The sequence below is a fragment of the Pseudomonas sp. GW456-12-10-14-LB2 genome (genome assembly GCF_002884345.1).
GTDB lineage: Bacteria > Pseudomonadota > Gammaproteobacteria > Pseudomonadales > Pseudomonadaceae > Aquipseudomonas > Aquipseudomonas paraglycinae.
Map to the genome: position 1 here is coordinate 37,579 of NZ_POHV01000041.1, position 16,916 is coordinate 54,494.

The window sequence follows — 16,916 nt, forward strand, 5'->3', positions numbered from 1 at the left end:
TAACTCCTTTTTACGGCGCCCGTCTGGCGCCTGCCAGCGAATGGCCGGCTCATGTCATTACAAAACCGGTTATTTGCGCGAGAAGTGCACGACCAGTCGGTCGCCTACCATTTGCAGCACTTGCACCAGGATCAGCAGCAACACCACGGTGACGATCATCACGTCGGTCTGGAACCGCTGATAGCCGAAACGGATCGCCAGGTCACCCAGGCCACCGGCGCCGACCACACCGGCCATCGCCGTGTAGGAAACCAGTGTAATCGCCGTCACCGTAATCGCTGCGAAGATGCCCGGACGGGCCTCCGGCAGCAAGGCGTTCATGATGATCTGGCGAGTGGTCGCGCCCATCGACTGGGTCGCTTCGATGATGCCGCGATCGACTTCACGCAGGGCGGTTTCCACCAGCCGCGCGAAGAACGGCGTCGCGCCCACTACCAGCGGCGGAATCGCACCGGCCACGCCGAGCGAGGTGCCGGTGATCAGCACGGTGAACGGGATCATCACGATCAACAGAATGATGAACGGCAGCGAACGCAGGATGTTCACCACCAGCGACAGCAATGCGTACACGCCTTTGGCTTCGAGCAACTGACGCGGGCTGCACAGGAACAGCAACACGCCCAGCGGCAGGCCGAGCAGCACGGTGAACAGCAGCGAACCGCCGAGCATCATCAGGGTGTCGCCGGTGGCGAGCCAGATTTCGTACCAGTCGATATTGGTGAAGAAACTCATCAGGTCTTCCATTAGCGCAACACCTCCATGTGAACGTCAGCGGCGGTGAAGCGCGCGAAGGCTGCTTCCATGTCGCCACCGGTGACGGCGAGGGTCAATTGCCCGTAAGGAATGTCTTTGATGCGGTCGATACGACCGGCCAGGATGCTGTAGTCCACACCGGTTTCCCGGGCGACGGTTCCGAGCAACGGCGCGTAGGTCGCTTCGCCCTGGAAGGTCAGACGCACGATGCGGCCCGGCACGTGAGCGAAGTCATCGCGCTGCTCGCTTTCGTCGATTTGCTCGCTTTCCTGAACAAAGCGCTTGGTGGTCGGGTGCTTCGGATGCAGGAACACATCGGCCACCGAACCTTGCTCGACGATCACACCGGCGTCCATCACGCCGACCTGATCGCACACGCGGCGGATCACATCCATCTCGTGGGTGATCAGGACGATGGTCAGCTTCAGCTCGCGGTTGATCTCGGCCAGCAGCTGCAGGACCGACGCCGTGGTCTGCGGGTCGAGGGCGCTGGTGGCTTCGTCGCACAGCAGGATCTTCGGCTTGGTCGCCAGGGCGCGGGCGATGCCGACGCGCTGCTTCTGACCGCCGGACAACTGCGCCGGGTACTTTTTGGCGTGATCGGACAGACCGACCCGCGCCAGCAACTCGGCCACACGCTGGTCGATCTCGGCGCGGGACAGTTCACCCGCCAGGGTCAGCGGCAGCGCGACGTTGTCGGCCACGGTCTTGGATGCCAGCAGGTTGAAGTGCTGGAAGATCATCCCGACCTGCTGACGAAAACGGCGCAGGCCGTTGGCGTCCAGCGCGGTGACTTCTTCACCGTCGACGATGATCTTGCCGCCACTGGATTGCTCCAGGCGATTGATCAGACGCAGCAGGGTACTTTTTCCCGCGCCGGAATGGCCAATCAGGCCGAACACCTGACCGTTCTCGATGGAGAAGCTGGTCGGGTGCAGCGCGGTGATGTCCTTACCGGCGACGCGGTAAGTCTTATGGACGTTTTGAAACTCGATCACGTAGCGAACCTTGTGGGGCGCGTTGGAAAAGGATCAGCGGTTAGCCGGGCGCGCATTTTAGCCTGTCCGCATAGAGGTTCTTAGCATTTATTTCGCGAATAACCTTCGATTTGGCAATAACAGGATCAAAGGTCATAAAAAAGGAACGCCCGAAACCCTCGTCAGTCACTACTTAAGCGACTTGAAAACCCTGGGTGCCGTGCCTGGGAAACACTCAAGCGTTCCGGAGCAATCCCGGGACAAACAGGAGTTCATGACTGATGAGTACCAAGAAACCTGCCAATGACAAAAGCCAACTGGCCGGCACCGATACCCCGGATCGCGCCAACACCAATGCCAAACTCGACAGCCTGGAGAAGTTTCGCTCCGACGCTACCGGTCAGGCCCTGCGCACCAACCAGGGCGTGAAAATTGCTGATAATCAGAACACCCTCAAGGCCGGACCTCGCGGGCCGTCGCTTTTGGAAGACTTCATCATGCGTGAAAAGATCACGCACTTTGACCATGAACGGATTCCCGAGCGCATCGTCCACGCCCGCGGCACCGGCGCCCATGGTTTCTTTCAGAGCTACGAGAACCATTCGACGCTGACCAAGGCTGGCTTCCTGCAGGATCCGGGGAAGAAAACCCCAGTGTTCGTGCGTTTTTCCACGGTGCAGGGGCCGCGTGGTTCCGGCGACACCGTGCGTGACGTGCGTGGTTTTGCCGTGAAATTCTTCACCGACGAAGGCAACTTCGATCTGGTCGGTAACAACATGCCGGTGTTCTTCATTCAGGACGCGATCAAGTTTCCCGACTTCGTCCACGCGGTGAAACCCGAACCGCATAACGAGATCCCTACCGGCGGCTCGGCTCACGACACGTTCTGGGATTTTGTGTCGCTGGTACCGGAATCGGCGCACATGGTGATCTGGGCCATGTCCGACCGGGCCATCCCGAAAAGCCTGCGCAGCATGCAGGGCTTCGGCGTGCACACCTTCCGGCTGATCAATGCCGAGGGCAAATCGCGCTTCGTCAAATTCCACTGGCGCCCTACTGCCGGCACTTGTTCGCTGGTATGGGACGAGGCGCAAAAACTCGCGGGTAAAGACACCGACTACCATCGGCGCGATCTGTGGGAAGCCATCGAGATGGGCGATTACCCGGAGTGGGAACTCGGTGTACAGATCATCGAGGAGGAAAACGAGCACGACTTCGACTTCGACATCCTCGACCCGACCAAACTGATTCCCGAGGAAATCGTTCCGATTACGCCGCTGGGCAAGATGACCCTCAATCGCAACCCGGACAATTTCTTCGCCGAGACCGAGCAGGTCGCGTTCTGCCCCGGCCATATCGTGCCGGGGATCGACTTCTCCAATGACCCGCTGCTGCAAGGTCGGCTGTTTTCCTACACCGACACGCAGATCAGCCGACTCGGTGGGCCGAACTTTCATGAGCTGCCGATCAATCGCCCGGTCGCGCCGTTCCACAACGGCCAGCGCGATGCCCAGCACCGCACGGTGATCGACAAGGGCCGCGCGTCTTACGAACCGAACTCCATCGATGGCGGCTGGCCGAAAGAAACCCCGCCGGCCGCGCAGGACGGCGGTTTCGAGAGTTATCCGGAGCGTATCGACGCCAACAAGATCCGTCAGCGCAGCGAGTCGTTCAGCGACCACTTCTCCCAGGCGCGGCTGTTCTTCAACAGCATGAGCCCGCACGAGAAAGAGCACATCATCGCCGCCTACAGTTTCGAACTCGGCAAGGTTGAGCGTGAGTTCATCCGGGCGCGGCAAGTGAACGAGATTCTCGCCAACATCGATCTGGAGCTGGCCAAACGCGTGGCGGCCAACCTGGGTCTGCCAGCGCCAGGCAAAGGCACCGTCGACGTACCGAAAACATCACTGGATCACTCGCCATCGCTGAGTCAGGCCAACTTGTTGCCGGAAAACATCAAGACGCGGAAAGTCGCGATCCTTGCGGCCAACGGCGTCGATGGCGCAGCGATTGATGCGATGAAGAAGGCGCTGGCGGCAGAAGGTGCGCACGCCAAACTGCTCGGCCCGACCTCGGCGCCGGTGAAAACCGCCGATGGCAAAAGCCTGGCGGTGGATGCGTCGATGGAAGGTTTGCCTTCGGTGGCGTTCGATGCGGTGTTTGTGCCGGGTGGCGCGGCGTCGGTCAAGGCGTTGAGCGGTGACGGCGTGGCGTTGCATTACCTGCTGGAGGCGTACAAACACCTGAAGGCGATTGCGCTGCATGGCGAGGCCAAACAGTTGCTGGACGTGCTGAAGCTGGAGGCGGATGCGGGGTTGCTAGAAGGCAAGGATGTTGGCGCGCTGACCAAGCCATTCTTTGCTGCGATCGGGCAGCACCGGGTTTGGGATAGGGAAGCCAAGGCCAAGGCGATTCCGGCCTGAAAAAAACCGCAGCCTGCGAAAAGCAGGCTGCGGTTAATTCAAGGTTTGCGCGGGCTCAGAACCATCTGCGCCGGCACCGTGCGCAGGATCTGTTTTTCGATCTTCAGATCGAAATCCGGATCAAGCTTCTTCACGCGCTTGGTGATCAGCGTTGCCAGCCAAGGGTAATCATTGGTGCGCGGGGCCTGAATGCTCACCGCACAGTCGTAATTCACCACATCGGCGGCGATCGCATCCAGTTGGCGGCGAAGTTTGCGGCTATCGGTGATATTCAGCGCAACCGTGGTGCTCTCGGCGGTGGGATCGATCACCTTGGCTTTCGGCTTGGCTTCGGCGGCTTGCAGCGCTGCTTCGGCTTTCTCCAGCTCGGCCTTGCGCGCTTCGGTGATGGCACCGTTGACGCCACCGGTCAGTGCCGGGGCCTTGGGCATCAGCACGCGGGCACGGGCCAGCGCGGTCGCGGCCGCATTCACATCGCCCTTCTGCAGGACGATCTGGCTGCGACGCAGATAGGCTTCGGCCAACTGGCGCTGGTATTGCTCAAGGGATTGATCGTTGGGTGTTTCGGCTTGCAAGGCTGCCAGTTGGTCTTCGGCAGTGGCCAGTTCGCTGCTGGCCAGGCTTTGCTCCAGCTGTGCGATGGCCGTGGCCCGCGCATCGGGGACTTCGGCCACCGGCGGCGTGCTTTGGCAGGCGCCCAGCAGCACTGAAAAGGCCACAAGGAGCAGATAACGGGAGGCGAACGGCTTCATTCCTGCGACTCTCTATTTGCGCAAAAAACGACCAAGTCTACACCCCTCGACGGGGCAGAACAAAACTCAGCAGAAACAGTGCGGCCGCCGTCACAACGATTGACGGGCCAGCCGGGGTGTCCTTGAACCAGGACAATGCCAGCCCGCCACACACGGCGAGCATGCCCAGCACGCTCGCGCCCAGTGCCATCTGCTCCGGCGAACGGGCGTGACGTTGTGCCGCAGCCGCCGGGATGATCAACAGCGAAGTAATCAGCAATACACCGACTATTTTCATCGCTACGGCGATCACCACTGCGATCAGCAGCATCAGCGCCATGCGCAAACCGGCCACCGGCAGGCCTTCGACTTTGGCCAGCTCTTCGTGCACGGTGATCGCCAGCAGCGGCCGCCACAGCGTCACCAGCAACACCAGCACCGCCGCGCTGCCGCCGAGGATCCACGCCAGATCGGTCGGGCTGATCGCCAGCAGGTCGCCGAACAGATAGGCCATCAGGTCGATCCGCACTTCATGCATGAAGCTTAGTACCACCAGCCCGAGGGAGAGCGTGCTCGGTGCGAGAATTCCCAAAAGCGTGTCGGACGCCAGCGGCTGGCGCTGTTGCAAAGTCACCAGCAACACCGCCAGCAGCAGGCAGCCGACGGTGACCGCGACAGTCGGGCTGACATCCAGCAGAAAGCCCAGCGCCACGCCGAGCAGAGCGGCGTGGGACAGGGTGTCGCCGAAATAGGCCATGCGCCGCCAGACCACGAACGAGCCAAGCGGCCCCGCGACCACCGCCAGCGCCAGACCTGCAAGCAGGGCGTAGAACAGAAAATCAGCCATGCTTGCAGCTATCTCCGTGAACGTGAGGTTGAGCCGACAGGGGCCCTTTGACCACCGAGCCGTGCAGGTCGTGGGCGTGGTCATGATGGTGGTGATAGATCGCCAGGCTCGGCGCATTGTTGCCGAACAGCTCGACGAAGGCCGGGTCGCCACTGACCTGCTCGGGATGCCCGGAGCAGCAGACGTGACGGTTGAGGCACACCACCTGATCGGTGGTGCTCATCACCAGATGCAGATCGTGGGACACCATCAACACGCCGCAGCCGTGACGGTCGCGAAGGCGAGTGATCAGGCTGTACAGCTCGGCTTGCCCGGCGACATCGACGCCTTGCACCGGCTCGTCGAGCACCAGCAGTTCCGGCTCGCGCAACAAGGCACGGGCCAGCAGCACGCGCTGCATTTCACCGCCGGAAACGCTTTGCACCGGGCTGTCGATGACATGCTCGGCGCCGACTTCCTTGAGTGCCGCCAGCGCACGTGGGCGATCGACGCCCGGCACCAGCCGCAGGAAGCGCAGCACCGACAATGGCAAGGTCGGATCGACGTGAAGTTTTTGCGGCATATAGCCGACGCGCAGTTTCGGCTTGCGCCAGACGCTGCCGCTGTCGGGTTTCAACAACCCGAGCACGGCGCGCACCAGCGTGGTCTTGCCGGCGCCGTTGGGGCCGATCAGGGTGACGATCTGCCCCGGCTCGACGCTCAGGTGAATGTTGTCCAGCACGTTCTGCCCGGCAAACCGGACCGCCACCTGCTCCAGACGGATCAGCGCATCGCTCATCAAGCCCCCCGGCAACCGGAGCAGAGGCCGACCACTTCGACGGTCTGGGCCTCGACGATGAAGCCGACGTCCTTGGCGCTGTGGACGATGGCGTCGCTGATGGTTTTTTGCTCAAGTTCGATGGCGGCGTGGCATTCACGGCAGATCAGGAACTGGCCCTGGTGCGAATGTTTCGGGTGAACGCAGCCGACGAAGGCGTTGAGCGAGGAGATGCGGTGCACCAGGCCGTTTTCCAGCAGGAAATCCAGCGCCCGGTACACGGTCGGCGGCGCAGCGCGGCGGCCGTCCTGCTCGCTGAGCACCGCCAGAATGTCGTAGGCACCCAGCGGCTTGTGGCTCTGCCAGACCAGTTCCAGCACCCGCCGGCGCAGCGCGGTCAGGCGCAGGCCTTTCTGTGCACACAGGGCATCGGCCTCGGACAGCGCGCTGTGAACGCAGTGCGAGTGGTCGTGGGGACGGCTGGCAATCGGTGTAATAGGCATGAGCGGCGACGAGTTTGGTTAGAGACGTTATTATGTTACCCGTTCTCGCCTCATTGAGTGGTCATCGTGTCCCGACTTTTTTCTGTTTTTGTCGTATTCATCACCGGTTTTCTGCTGATCGGTCCGGCTCAGGCCGAGGTCAGAGTCCTCACCAGCATCAAGCCCCTGCAACTGATTGCCGCCGCGGTGCAGGACGGCGTGGCGATTCCGGAAGTGCTGCTGCCACCGGGCGCTTCGCCGCATAACTACGCCTTGCGCCCATCCGATGTGCGCAAGGTGCAATCGGTGGACCTGCTGTACTGGATCGGCCCGGACATGGAAGGTTTCCTGCCTCGCGTGCTGAACGGTCGTACGTTGCCGAGCGTCGCGGTACAGGACCTGCCGGGCATGAAACTGCGCCGCTTCGCCGCAGACAGTCATTCCCATGCCGAAGAAGCCGACGAACACGACCACGATCATCGTCCGGGCAGCCTCGATGCGCATCTGTGGCTATCGCCGGTGAACGCGCGGGTTATTGCCGACAAAATGGCTGCTGACCTGAGCGCCGCAGACCCGGCCAATGCCGAGCGCTATCAGAGCAACGCCAAGGCGTTCGATGAGCGTCTTGATGCGCTCGATCAGCGCTTGAAGAAACGTCTGGCCGGTATTGAAGGCAAACCCTACTTCGTCTTCCACGAAGCCTTCGACTACTTCGAAGACGCCTACGGCCTGAAACACACCGGTGTGTTCAGCGTCGCGGCGGAAGTGCAGCCGGGCGCCCAGCATGTGGCGGCAATGCGCACGCGTTTGCAGGAAGTCGGCAAGACCTGCGTGTTCAGTGAGCCGCCGCTGCGTCCACGTCTGGCCGAGACCCTGGTGGCAGGTCTGCCGGTGAAACTGGCGGAACTGGATGCGTTGGGCGGGTACACACCAGCGACGGCTCAGGGTTATGAGCAAGTGCTGGAGAAGCTGGGGAATGATCTGGCGGGTTGTCTCGAATCGCTCTGATACAAAAAAACCGCAGCCTGCACAGGCTGCGGTTTTTTCTTTTACAGGGCGAAAGGTAGCGGCGTACTGACCGTCTGACGCTGTGCCAGACGCTGCTCGAACTCTTTCGGATCGTGGATCAGCACGTCCTGCCCGGCGAACGATTCCGCCGCGATCAGGCGCGACAGCCAGAACCGCACGCATGCCACTCGCAGCATGGTCGGCCACAACTCGGCCTCGGCCGCCGTGAACGGTCGCAGTGCTGCATAGGCACCGAGAAACGCCCGTGCACGCGGGCCGTCGATCAGGCCTTCGTCATCGGAACACCAGTCGTTCAGGGCAATCGCCACGTCATAGAGCATCGGCCCGGAGCAGGCGTTGTAGAAGTCGATCAGCCCGGTCAGGTGCGTGCCTTCGAACATTGCGTTGTCGCGAAACAGGTCGGCGTGGATATTTGCCCGAGGCAGCGCGAGAATTTTCTCTTTCTGTCGGGTGATTTCGTCCAGCGCGGTTTGCAGGAGCGCACGAGGTTCATCGCTCAGGTGCGAAAGAAACTGCGTGCCCTCTTCCAGCATCCAGTCCAGGCCACGATCGGTCTTGCGCTTGATCATGTTGTCGCCCTGGGTCGCCAGGTGCAGGTGCGCCTGCAACTCACCGACCTGCGCACAATGCTGGGCGTTGGCCTGCTTGATGTGCTTGCCGGCCAGACGCGGTTGCAGCAGCGCCGGTTTGCCTTTCAGCTCGCGCAGGGCCACGCCGTCGGTGGTGCGCAGTGCGTAGGGCACGGGCAGATCGGCTTCGTGCAGGACATCGAGCAGGTCGATGAAAAACGGCATTTCCTGCACCGGGCCGCGCTCGACCAGGGTCAGGACGAACTCGCCCTTTTCCATGCTGATGAAGAAGTTGGTGTTTTCACTGCCGGCGGCGATCCCCTGGAAATCGAGCAGACGGCCGAGCCCGTACGGGGCGAGAAAGGTTTCCAGCTCGGGCCGAGCCAGGGGGGTGAACACAGACATGGTTAAAAACTGCTCAGTTCTGGCGCCGCCATCAAACGGCGCCGATTAAAAGTCAGGAAACTTACTTCCAGGTAAAGATTTCCCACGACGGAATCAGCATATCCGGCTGGTCGGACCGGATGTAGTTCGCGTCCGTACCATCGGCGCGCACCAGGAAATAGGGTTTACCGCCCTTCGGTGTGACCTTGATCGCGTAGACGAATCCACTGCGGCTGTATTCCTGAATGACCTTGTCGCCTTCCGTGTGCGTGCTGATGGTAACTTCCGGCTCCGACGATGGCGCATCATCCGCCGCGATCGCGGCCAGCGGTGAGACAGCAATCAGACTGACCAGCAGCAAGCGATTTAACGTACGCATGATAACCTTGTCCCTTTGTCGTCAACGGTCCCGCTATTCTAGCGCCGGGCCCGCCGAAAAGGTTGATTCTGCTCATGAGCCAAGCCCCCCTCGTCCTGGTGGACGGTTCGTCTTACCTGTACCGCGCCTTTCACGCGCTGCCACCGCTGACCACCTCCAAAGGCCTGCCGACCGGTGCGGTCAAAGGCGTGCTGAACATGCTCAAGAGCCTGCGCAAGCAGTATCCGGACAGCCCGTTCGCTGTGGTGTTCGACGCCAAGGGTGGGACATTTCGAGATGAAATGTACGCCGAATACAAGGCCAACCGCCCAAGCATGCCCGACGACATGCGCGTGCAGATCGAGCCGCTGCACCAGAGCGTGATCGCCCTCGGTTTCCCGCTGCTGTGCGTCGAAGGCGTCGAGGCCGATGACGTGATCGGCACCCTGGCCCGCAGCAGCGCGGCCGCCGATCGTCCGGTGATCATCTCTACCGGCGACAAGGACATGGCGCAACTGGTCGACGGCCACATTACCTTGGTCAACACCATGTCCGGTAGTTCGATGGACGTGGAGGGCGTGAAGGAGAAATTCGGCGTCGCTCCGGAGCAGATCATCGATTATCTGGCCCTGATGGGCGATTCTTCCGACAACATCCCCGGCGTTCCCGGCATCGGTCCGAAGACCGCTTCCGGCCTGCTGGTAGGCGTCAACGGCGGCCTGACCGAGCTGTATGCGCAGCTCGACATCGTGCCGACCCTGCCGATCCGTGGCGCCAAGACCCTGCCGGCCAAGCTCGAAGAGCACAAGGAGATGGCGTTCCTCTCCTATCAACTGGCGACCATCAAGGTCGACGTGCCGCTGGATATCGGCCTCGACGACCTGCAAATGGGTCCGGAAGATCCGGCCAAACTTTACGAGTTGTATACCCTGCTGGAATTCAAGAGTTGGCTGAATGACCTGGATCGCGATGCCAAGCGCCAGGAACTGAGCGCGGCCGCCGAGCCTGCGCCGGCCGGTGATCTGTTCAGCGCGCCTGCCGAAGAGGAAGCGCCCGCCGCTCCGGCTGAAGCCGCGTACGAAACCATCCTCGATCAGGCGCGATTCGACGTCTGGCTGGAAAAGCTGAAAAGCGCCAAGCTGTTCGCCTTCGACACCGAAACCACCGGGATCGACGCGCAGCAGGCGCAACTGGTCGGGCTTTCCTTCGCGGTACAGGCCAACGAAGCGGCCTACATCCCGCTGACCCACTCCTACATCGGCGTGCCGGAGCAGCTGGATCGCGACACCGTGCTGCGCGCGCTCAAGCCGATCCTCGAAGACCCGAACAAGCTCAAGGTCGGCCAGCACGCCAAGTTCGACATGAACATCCTGGCCAACTGCGCCATCGGTGGCGACCAGAACGAAGGCATCACCGTGCGCGGGATTGCCTTCGACACGATGCTTGAGTCCTACGTACTCAACTCCACCGCCACCCGTCACGACATGGACAGCCTGGCGCAGAAGTACCTGGATCACACCACCGTGAGCTTCCAGGACATCGCCGGCAAAGGCGCCAAACAGCTGACCTTCGACCAGATCGCCCTGGAACAGGCCGGGCCTTACGCCGCCGAAGATGCCGACGTGACCCTGCGCCTGCACCAGACGCTGTTCGAAAAACTCAGCGCCATCCCGAGCCTGGCCAGCGTGCTGACCGATATCGAGATCCCGCTGGTGCCGGTGCTCGCTCGCATCGAGCGCCAGGGCGCGTTCGTCGACGCTGAACTGCTTGGCATCCAGAGCATCGAGCTGGGCAACAAGATGGTCGCGCTGGAGCGCGAAGCGTTCGAGATCGCCGGTGAAGAGTTCAACCTCGGCTCGCCGAAGCAACTGGGCGTGATCCTCTACGAGAAACTCGGCCTCCCGGTGCTGAAGAAGACCGCCAAGGGCCAGCCGTCCACCGCCGAAGAAGTGCTGGCGAAACTGGCCGAAGACGATCACCGCTTGCCAAAAGTGCTGATGGAACACCGCTCCATGAGCAAGCTGAAAAGCACCTACACCGATCGCCTGCCGGAGCAGATCAACCCGCGTACAGGGCGTATCCACACTTCATACCATCAAGCCGTTGCGTCGACCGGTCGCCTGTCGTCGAGCGATCCGAACCTGCAGAACATTCCTGTGCGTACTGCTGAAGGCCGACGCATCCGTCAGGCGTTCGTTGCGCCGAAAGGCTACAAACTGCTGGCGGCGGACTATTCGCAGATCGAACTGCGGATCATGGCCCACCTGTCCCGCGACGAAGGCCTGATGAATGCCTTCCGCAACAATCTGGACGTACACACCGCCACGGCGGCCGAAGTGTTCAAGGTCGAGCTGAACGAAGTGACGTCCGACCAGCGCCGTGGCGCCAAGGCGATCAACTTCGGCCTGATCTATGGCATGGGCGCGCAGAAGCTCGGCAAGGACATCGGCGTCGACACCAAGACCGCCAAGGCCTACATCGACACCTACTTCGCGCGTTACCCGGGCGTGCGCGAGTACATGGATCGCACCCGCGCCCAGGCAGCGGATCAAGGCTTTGTGGAAACAATTTTCGGTCGTCGCCTGTATCTGCCGGACATCAACTCCAACAAGCCTCAGGAACGCGCCGCCGCCGAACGCACGGCGATCAACGCGCCGATGCAGGGCACTGCGGCGGACATCATCAAGAAAGCCATGGTGGCGGTGGACAACTGGCTGAGCGCTTCCGAGCTGGACGCCAAAGTCATCCTGCAGGTGCACGACGAACTGGTGCTGGAGGTTCGCGAGGATCTGGTCGATCAGGTTCGCGAAGAAATTCGTGCGCACATGAGCGAAGCGGCAAAACTGGACGTGCCGTTGCTGGTGGAAGTCGGGGTTGGCAACAACTGGGACGAGGCGCACTGAGGCCTCTGGATTGGGGTTTTGCCGCGACAGGGCGTCGCGGCAAAGGCATCGAAAATCGCTTAGGCCTGATCGTTCTTGAGCTTATTCCAAAGTTTTTTGAAAAGATTCTGAACTAATCTTGCGACAGGGCACTCAGAGATACTGAATGGCTGGTGAAGCCCTTCGATGCTCCTATGTTGTGTTAAGTGTTGGCAGATATCTGAACCCCGCCCTAGCGGTTCGGAACTTAAACCCCGGAACTTCTCCCTCCCCATATGAAGTCCGGGGCTTTTTTTGCCTCAAAACTGCCTGTGGCGCCGTCATACTGCGTTAAAAGCACTGCTAAAAATGCTCATTTAGGTCCCCTAAACTCCGCTTTTTAGCAGTGCTTTTGCCTTGCCTGACAGCACCACAGACAGTTTTGAAATCCCTTACTCTGCCGCCGCTTCCACGCCTTTATCTGCCAGTTCCATCCAGCCTGCCAACACAGTGTAGGCCTCTTCCAGACCCATGCGTTTCGGGGCAGAGAACAGCTGGATCGTCACTTGATCGCCCCACCCCTTACGGATTTCCGACTGCACCTTGAGCAGCGTGTTCTTGGCTGCGCCGTAGGTCAGTTTGTCGGCCTTGGTCAGCAGGATGTGCATCGGCATTCCGGCCGCAACGGCCCAGTCGAGCATCAGCAGGTCGAAGTCGGTCATTGGATGACGGATGTCCATCATCAGAATCAAACCCTTCAAACTCTCGCGGCCACCGAGGTAAGCCTCAAGATGACGCTGCCAGTGTTGCTTGAGCGGGATCGGTACTTTTGCATAACCGTAGCCCGGGAGGTCGACCAGACGCCGTTCATCGTCTAGCTTGAAGAAGTTCAACAGCTGTGTGCGACCCGGGGTTTTCGAGGTGCGCGCCAGGCTGGCGTGAGTCAAAGTGTTCAGTGCGCTGGATTTACCGGCGTTGGAACGACCGGCGAACGCCACTTCGAAGCCTTCGTCGTCGGGGCACTGATCGACTTTGGCGGCACTGAGCATGAACGTGGACTGTTGGCACAGGCCGAGGATGGGATTCTTGAGTTGCATGGGATTTCCGATGTGGGCGGCGCCGGGATTAGGCGCGGAACGCGGTGTCGCTTCCGTTTCAGTGACGCCAGTATATAATGCCGCAGATTTTGTGTGTGCTTTGTCCCAGCGAAGGATGAAGTTCACGAGAGCGACAGACCTTGATTGCGCATTAGAACGCAGAACGCTCTCAACCCTGAAAAGGTCGTTTTATGACGAAATGGCTGCTGGCTGCCGGAGTCTTGATGCCGCTTTACAGCGCACAGGCTACACAGGATCCGGAAGCCGTGTACAACCGTGTTTGTGGAGCCTGTCATTCCGGCCAACTACCCATGGCGCCCAAAAGAGGCGATCAGGAAGCTTGGACGCCGAGGTTGGCGAAAGGTATGGAGACGCTGGTGCAACACGTGACCCAGGGTTTCAAGGCGATGCCGCCGCGTGGTTTGTGCATGGACTGCAGTGCCGAGGATTACCAGGCCCTCATCCTCTGGATGAGCGAGAGTAAGCCCGGTCCATAACTCTTAACCCTTAGCCGTAGTTGGATTAGCTGATGAACAAACTGATCGTGAGTCTGCTGTTGACCGTGGGAATCTCAGGCTTCGCCCATGCTGCCGGTGATGCAGCCGCAGGCCAGGCCAAAGCCGCCGTATGCGGCGCCTGCCATGGCCCGGATGGCAACAGCATGGCGCCAAACTTTCCAAAACTGGCCGGACAGGGCGAACGCTACCTGACCAAGCAACTGCACGACATCAAGTCGGGCAAGCGCACCGTTCTGGAAATGACCGGCCTGCTGACCAACCTGAGCGATCAGGACCTGGCCGACATCGCCGCCTACTTCGCCAGCCAGAAAGGCAGCGTCGGCGCCGCCGATCCGAAGATCGTCGCTCGCGGTGAAGCCCTGTTCCGTGGCGGCAACCTCGAGAAAGGCCTGCCAGCCTGCACCGGTTGCCACTCGCCGAACGGCGCCGGCAACGCAGCCGCCGGCTTCCCGCACCTGGGTGGCCAACACGCTCAGTACATCGCCAAGCAACTGACCGATTTCCGCAAGGAAGAAGCCGGCCGCAACAACGACGGCGACGCGATGACCATGCGCACCATCGCCCGCAAGCTGAGCGACGAAGACATCGCGGCAGTCTCCAGCTACATTCAGGGCCTGCACTAAGACGCGCGATTCGAGCGCTGCGTGCAATGGCCAACGCCTGCCACGTTAACGCTCGATTAATCCGTTGCAGCAAGTATAAAAAGGGTGGCTTTGGCCGCCCTTTTTTGTGGCCGCTGCCGTTACACTACAGAACTCATGCCCGCCAGGATCTGTCTGAAAACAGGTCGCGCGAGGCGACCAAAATTGTCCAGGAGTAAAGCATGCGTAATCTGATCATCAGCGCCGCCCTCGTCGCTGCCAGCCTGTTCGGCGTGACCGCCCAGGCCGCCGAAGCCCCTGCTGCCCCTTATGTCGAACTGAGCAACCCGGTGCCGGTCGCCGTGCCTGGCAAGATCGAAGTGGTCGAGCTGTTCTGGTATGGCTGCCCGCATTGCTACGCGTTCGAGCCGGTGATCAATCCGTGGGTTGAAAAACTGCCGTCCGACGTCAACTTCGTACGCATTCCTGCGATGTTCGGTGGCCCGTGGGACGCTCACGGTCAAATGTTCCTGACCCTGGAAGCCATGGGCGTCGAGCACAACGTGCACGCTGCCGTATTCAACGCCATCCAGAAAGAACACAAGAAGCTGACCGACAAGAACGACATGGCCGATTTCCTCGCCACTCAAGGCGTGGACAAGGACAAGTTCCTGGCGACCTTCGACTCGTTCGCGATCAAAGGGCAGATCGTGAAAGCCCGCGAACTGGCCAAGAAATATGAAATCACCGGCGTCCCAACCATGATCGTCAACGGCAAGTACCGCTTCGATATCGGCTCCGCCGGCGGCGCCGAACAGGCGCTGAAACTGGCTGATCAACTGGTGGCCAAAGAGCGAGCGGCCAACAAGGCAGCCGCCAACTAAGCGCGGCAATCGCCATGCGCCGCTGGGGAACCGAACGCGTCGTTGGCCTGCATGAACCGCAGGTCAACGAGCATCACCTGGAATCGACGGGCCTGCCCGCAGACAGCCGTCTGCGCTTGCTCAGCTTCAATATTCAGGTCGGCATCAGCACCGAGCGCTATCGGCACTACCTGACCCGCAGCTGGCAGCATCTGCTGCCGCACCCCGGGCGTTCGAGCAATCTGCAAAAGATCGGCAATCTGCTTGGCGACTTCGATCTGGTCGCTCTGCAGGAAGCCGATGGCGGCAGCCTGCGTTCAGGCTACGTCAATCAGGTCGAACACCTGGCCCAGCTCGGCGCCTTCCCCTACTGGTATCAACAACTCAATCGCAACCTTGGCCGACTGGCCCAGCACAGCAATGGCGTGCTCAGTCGCCTGCGGCCGTGGGCGATCGAAGACCATCCGCTGCCGGGTCCGAAGGGACGCGGTGCGATTCTGGTGCGCTTCGGCGAAGGCCCGGAAGCGCTGGTGGTGGTGATGATGCACCTGGCGCTCGGCGCCCGGGTGCGCAGCATGCAACTGGCCTACATCCGCGAACTGATCGGCGGCTACAAGCATCAGGTGCTGATGGGCGACATGAACACCCACGCCAGCGATCTGCTGCAACACTCGCCGTTGCGCGACCTCGGCCTGCTGGCCCCGCAACTCGAAGCGACATTCCCCAGCTGGCGCCCGCAGCGCTGCCTGGACCATATTCTGCTCAGCCCGACCCTGACCCTGGAAAAGGTCGAAGTGCTGGCACAACCGATTTCCGATCACCTGCCGGTCGCGGTAGAGATTCGTCTGCCGGGTTCGCTCACGGCCGATGCATTGCCCGCGTTGAGCACTGCCCTTCGCGGAACCCCTGAATGAGCGACGAAGCCCAGCGCTGGAAAGAGAAATACCTCAAAAGCATCGAACAACAGGAAAAGCTTGAACGTCGATGGGACGCCCGGCTCGACCTGCTGCGCCGTGGTCTGGTGCGCAGCACCCTGGCGGCGGAAGGCACCGACCGCGTGGTCGATCAATGCATGAAAGAGATGCGCGACGTGGTGCGCACCGATGACATGGACGCCGGCCTCGCCGCCCTGCTCCCTCGCCTGGAAAAAGCCGTGCTCGATTCCGAGCAGCGCCGGGAAACCCGGATCGAACAGGTCAGCACCGCACTGACTGCGCTGGTTACTCAGTTGCAATCTCTCCCGCTGCCCCGAGATGTGGCCCAGCCGCTGAAGAAATTCGCCAAGCAGCTGGACGGCCGGGTAAGTCAGGCAAGGGAAATGCCGCTGTTGCTCAGCGAGCTCAGCGGCTTGCAAGGCAAGGCCTTGAGCCAGCTGGAGACGCCGGCGGAACCGGGACGACCGGGGTTGTTGCAGCGTCTGTTCGGCAGCCGCGACAACGAGGAAGCGCCTGTTCCAGTGATGCAGCCCGCGGCGGTCGTACTACCGGCACAAACAGAACAACCGCCCGTCACGCATGAAACCGCGCCCTTGCAGGAAGCGCCTGTCACGACCGCCGAACCGGTCGCCCCTGCGCCCGTCAGCCAAGCACCGGTCGCCGCCCCCGTGGCCGAACCCGCGAAAACTCCAGAGCCAACCCCCGAGTACCATACGGAGCCGGAGGTGGTGGCCTTTGAGCCGGCCAGAAT

General features: G+C 61.2%; 16 protein-coding genes and 1 pseudogene. 8 read left to right on the forward strand and 9 right to left on the reverse strand.

The features are described 5' to 3' along the window. Positions 1–69 precede the first annotated feature (69 nt). On the reverse strand, positions 70–744 hold the full coding sequence (locus C1X29_RS23980; protein WP_011331789.1) for a methionine ABC transporter permease: 675 nt from the start codon (positions 742–744) through the stop codon (positions 70–72). Then, a complete protein-coding gene (locus tag C1X29_RS23985) occupies positions 744–1,751 on the reverse strand; it encodes a methionine ABC transporter ATP-binding protein (protein ID WP_007953999.1) in 1,008 nt (335 codons plus the stop codon). The genes C1X29_RS23980 and C1X29_RS23985 overlap by 1 nt, the downstream gene beginning before the upstream one ends. A gap of 260 nt (positions 1,752–2,011) precedes the next feature. Between C1X29_RS23985 and katE the strand changes: the two genes are divergently transcribed. After that, complete coding sequence (gene katE, locus C1X29_RS23990; RefSeq protein WP_102718516.1) at positions 2,012–4,153, forward strand: catalase HPII; 2,142 nt, start codon at positions 2,012–2,014, stop codon at positions 4,151–4,153. Between the two features lie 38 nt (positions 4,154–4,191). Here the strand turns inward: katE and C1X29_RS23995 are convergent, their stop codons facing one another. The 4 genes from C1X29_RS23995 to zur are packed head-to-tail and all read right to left on the reverse strand — an operon-like array spanning position 4,192 to position 6,991. Further along, the gene (locus tag C1X29_RS23995) at positions 4,192–4,905 is read right to left on the reverse strand and encodes a PA5502 family lipoprotein (RefSeq protein ID WP_011331786.1); all 714 of its coding nucleotides are present in this window, start codon (positions 4,903–4,905) and stop codon (positions 4,192–4,194) included. A gap of 37 nt (positions 4,906–4,942) precedes the next feature. Next, positions 4,943–5,731, reverse strand: a complete 789-nt coding sequence (gene znuB / locus C1X29_RS24000) for a zinc ABC transporter permease subunit ZnuB (protein WP_007954005.1) — start codon at positions 5,729–5,731, stop codon at positions 4,943–4,945. Further along, the gene (znuC, locus tag C1X29_RS24005) at positions 5,724–6,509 is read right to left on the reverse strand and encodes a zinc ABC transporter ATP-binding protein ZnuC (protein WP_085690422.1); all 786 of its coding nucleotides are present in this window, start codon (positions 6,507–6,509) and stop codon (positions 5,724–5,726) included. The genes znuB and znuC overlap by 8 nt, the downstream gene beginning before the upstream one ends. Next, on the reverse strand, positions 6,509–6,991 hold the full coding sequence (zur, locus tag C1X29_RS24010; RefSeq protein WP_011331783.1) for a zinc uptake transcriptional repressor Zur: 483 nt from the start codon (positions 6,989–6,991) through the stop codon (positions 6,509–6,511). Before zur ends, znuC begins: the two co-directional genes overlap by 1 nt. Before the next feature lie 66 nt (positions 6,992–7,057). On the opposite strand from zur, the gene C1X29_RS24015 reads away from it, so the two are divergent. Next, positions 7,058–7,978: a zinc ABC transporter substrate-binding protein gene (locus tag C1X29_RS24015; RefSeq protein WP_102688238.1), complete on the forward strand. Its 921-nt coding sequence runs from the start codon at positions 7,058–7,060 to the stop codon at positions 7,976–7,978. Between the two features lie 41 nt (positions 7,979–8,019). On the opposite strand, the gene C1X29_RS24020 is transcribed toward C1X29_RS24015, so the two are convergent. Then, the gene (locus C1X29_RS24020) at positions 8,020–8,973 is read right to left on the reverse strand and encodes a homoserine kinase (RefSeq protein ID WP_102718517.1); all 954 of its coding nucleotides are present in this window, start codon (positions 8,971–8,973) and stop codon (positions 8,020–8,022) included. Between the two features lie 61 nt (positions 8,974–9,034). After that, a complete protein-coding gene (locus C1X29_RS24025) occupies positions 9,035–9,331 on the reverse strand; it encodes a DUF2782 domain-containing protein (protein WP_011331780.1) in 297 nt (98 codons plus the stop codon). A gap of 74 nt (positions 9,332–9,405) precedes the next feature. On the opposite strand from C1X29_RS24025, the gene polA reads away from it, so the two are divergent. Then, positions 9,406–12,213: a DNA polymerase I gene (gene polA / locus C1X29_RS24030; RefSeq protein ID WP_102718518.1), complete on the forward strand. Its 2,808-nt coding sequence runs from the start codon at positions 9,406–9,408 to the stop codon at positions 12,211–12,213. A gap of 410 nt (positions 12,214–12,623) precedes the next feature. On the opposite strand, the gene yihA is transcribed toward polA, so the two are convergent. After that, a complete protein-coding gene (gene yihA, locus C1X29_RS24035; RefSeq protein ID WP_102718519.1) occupies positions 12,624–13,268 on the reverse strand; it encodes a ribosome biogenesis GTP-binding protein YihA/YsxC in 645 nt (214 codons plus the stop codon). A 191-nt stretch (positions 13,269–13,459) separates the two neighbouring features. On the opposite strand from yihA, the gene C1X29_RS24040 reads away from it, so the two are divergent. The 5 genes and pseudogenes from C1X29_RS24040 to C1X29_RS24060 all read left to right on the forward strand — a co-directional run. Continuing rightward, a complete protein-coding gene (locus tag C1X29_RS24040) occupies positions 13,460–13,765 on the forward strand; it encodes a cytochrome c5 family protein (protein WP_085690419.1) in 306 nt (101 codons plus the stop codon). Positions 13,766–13,797: 32 nt separating this feature from the next. Next, positions 13,798–14,409, forward strand: coding sequence for a cytochrome c (locus tag C1X29_RS24045; RefSeq protein WP_039764863.1), 612 nt, complete (start codon positions 13,798–13,800; stop codon positions 14,407–14,409). Between the two features lie 200 nt (positions 14,410–14,609). Further along, the gene (locus C1X29_RS24050; RefSeq protein WP_102688236.1) at positions 14,610–15,251 is read left to right on the forward strand and encodes a thiol:disulfide interchange protein DsbA/DsbL; all 642 of its coding nucleotides are present in this window, start codon (positions 14,610–14,612) and stop codon (positions 15,249–15,251) included. Positions 15,252–15,265: 14 nt separating this feature from the next. After that, positions 15,266–16,144, forward strand: a complete 879-nt coding sequence (locus C1X29_RS24055) for an endonuclease/exonuclease/phosphatase family protein (protein ID WP_011331775.1) — start codon at positions 15,266–15,268, stop codon at positions 16,142–16,144. Further along, positions 16,141–16,916 (forward strand): annotated as a pseudogene (locus C1X29_RS24060) (hypothetical protein); the annotation flags it as partial. The gene C1X29_RS24055 and the pseudogene C1X29_RS24060, both read left to right, overlap by 4 nt.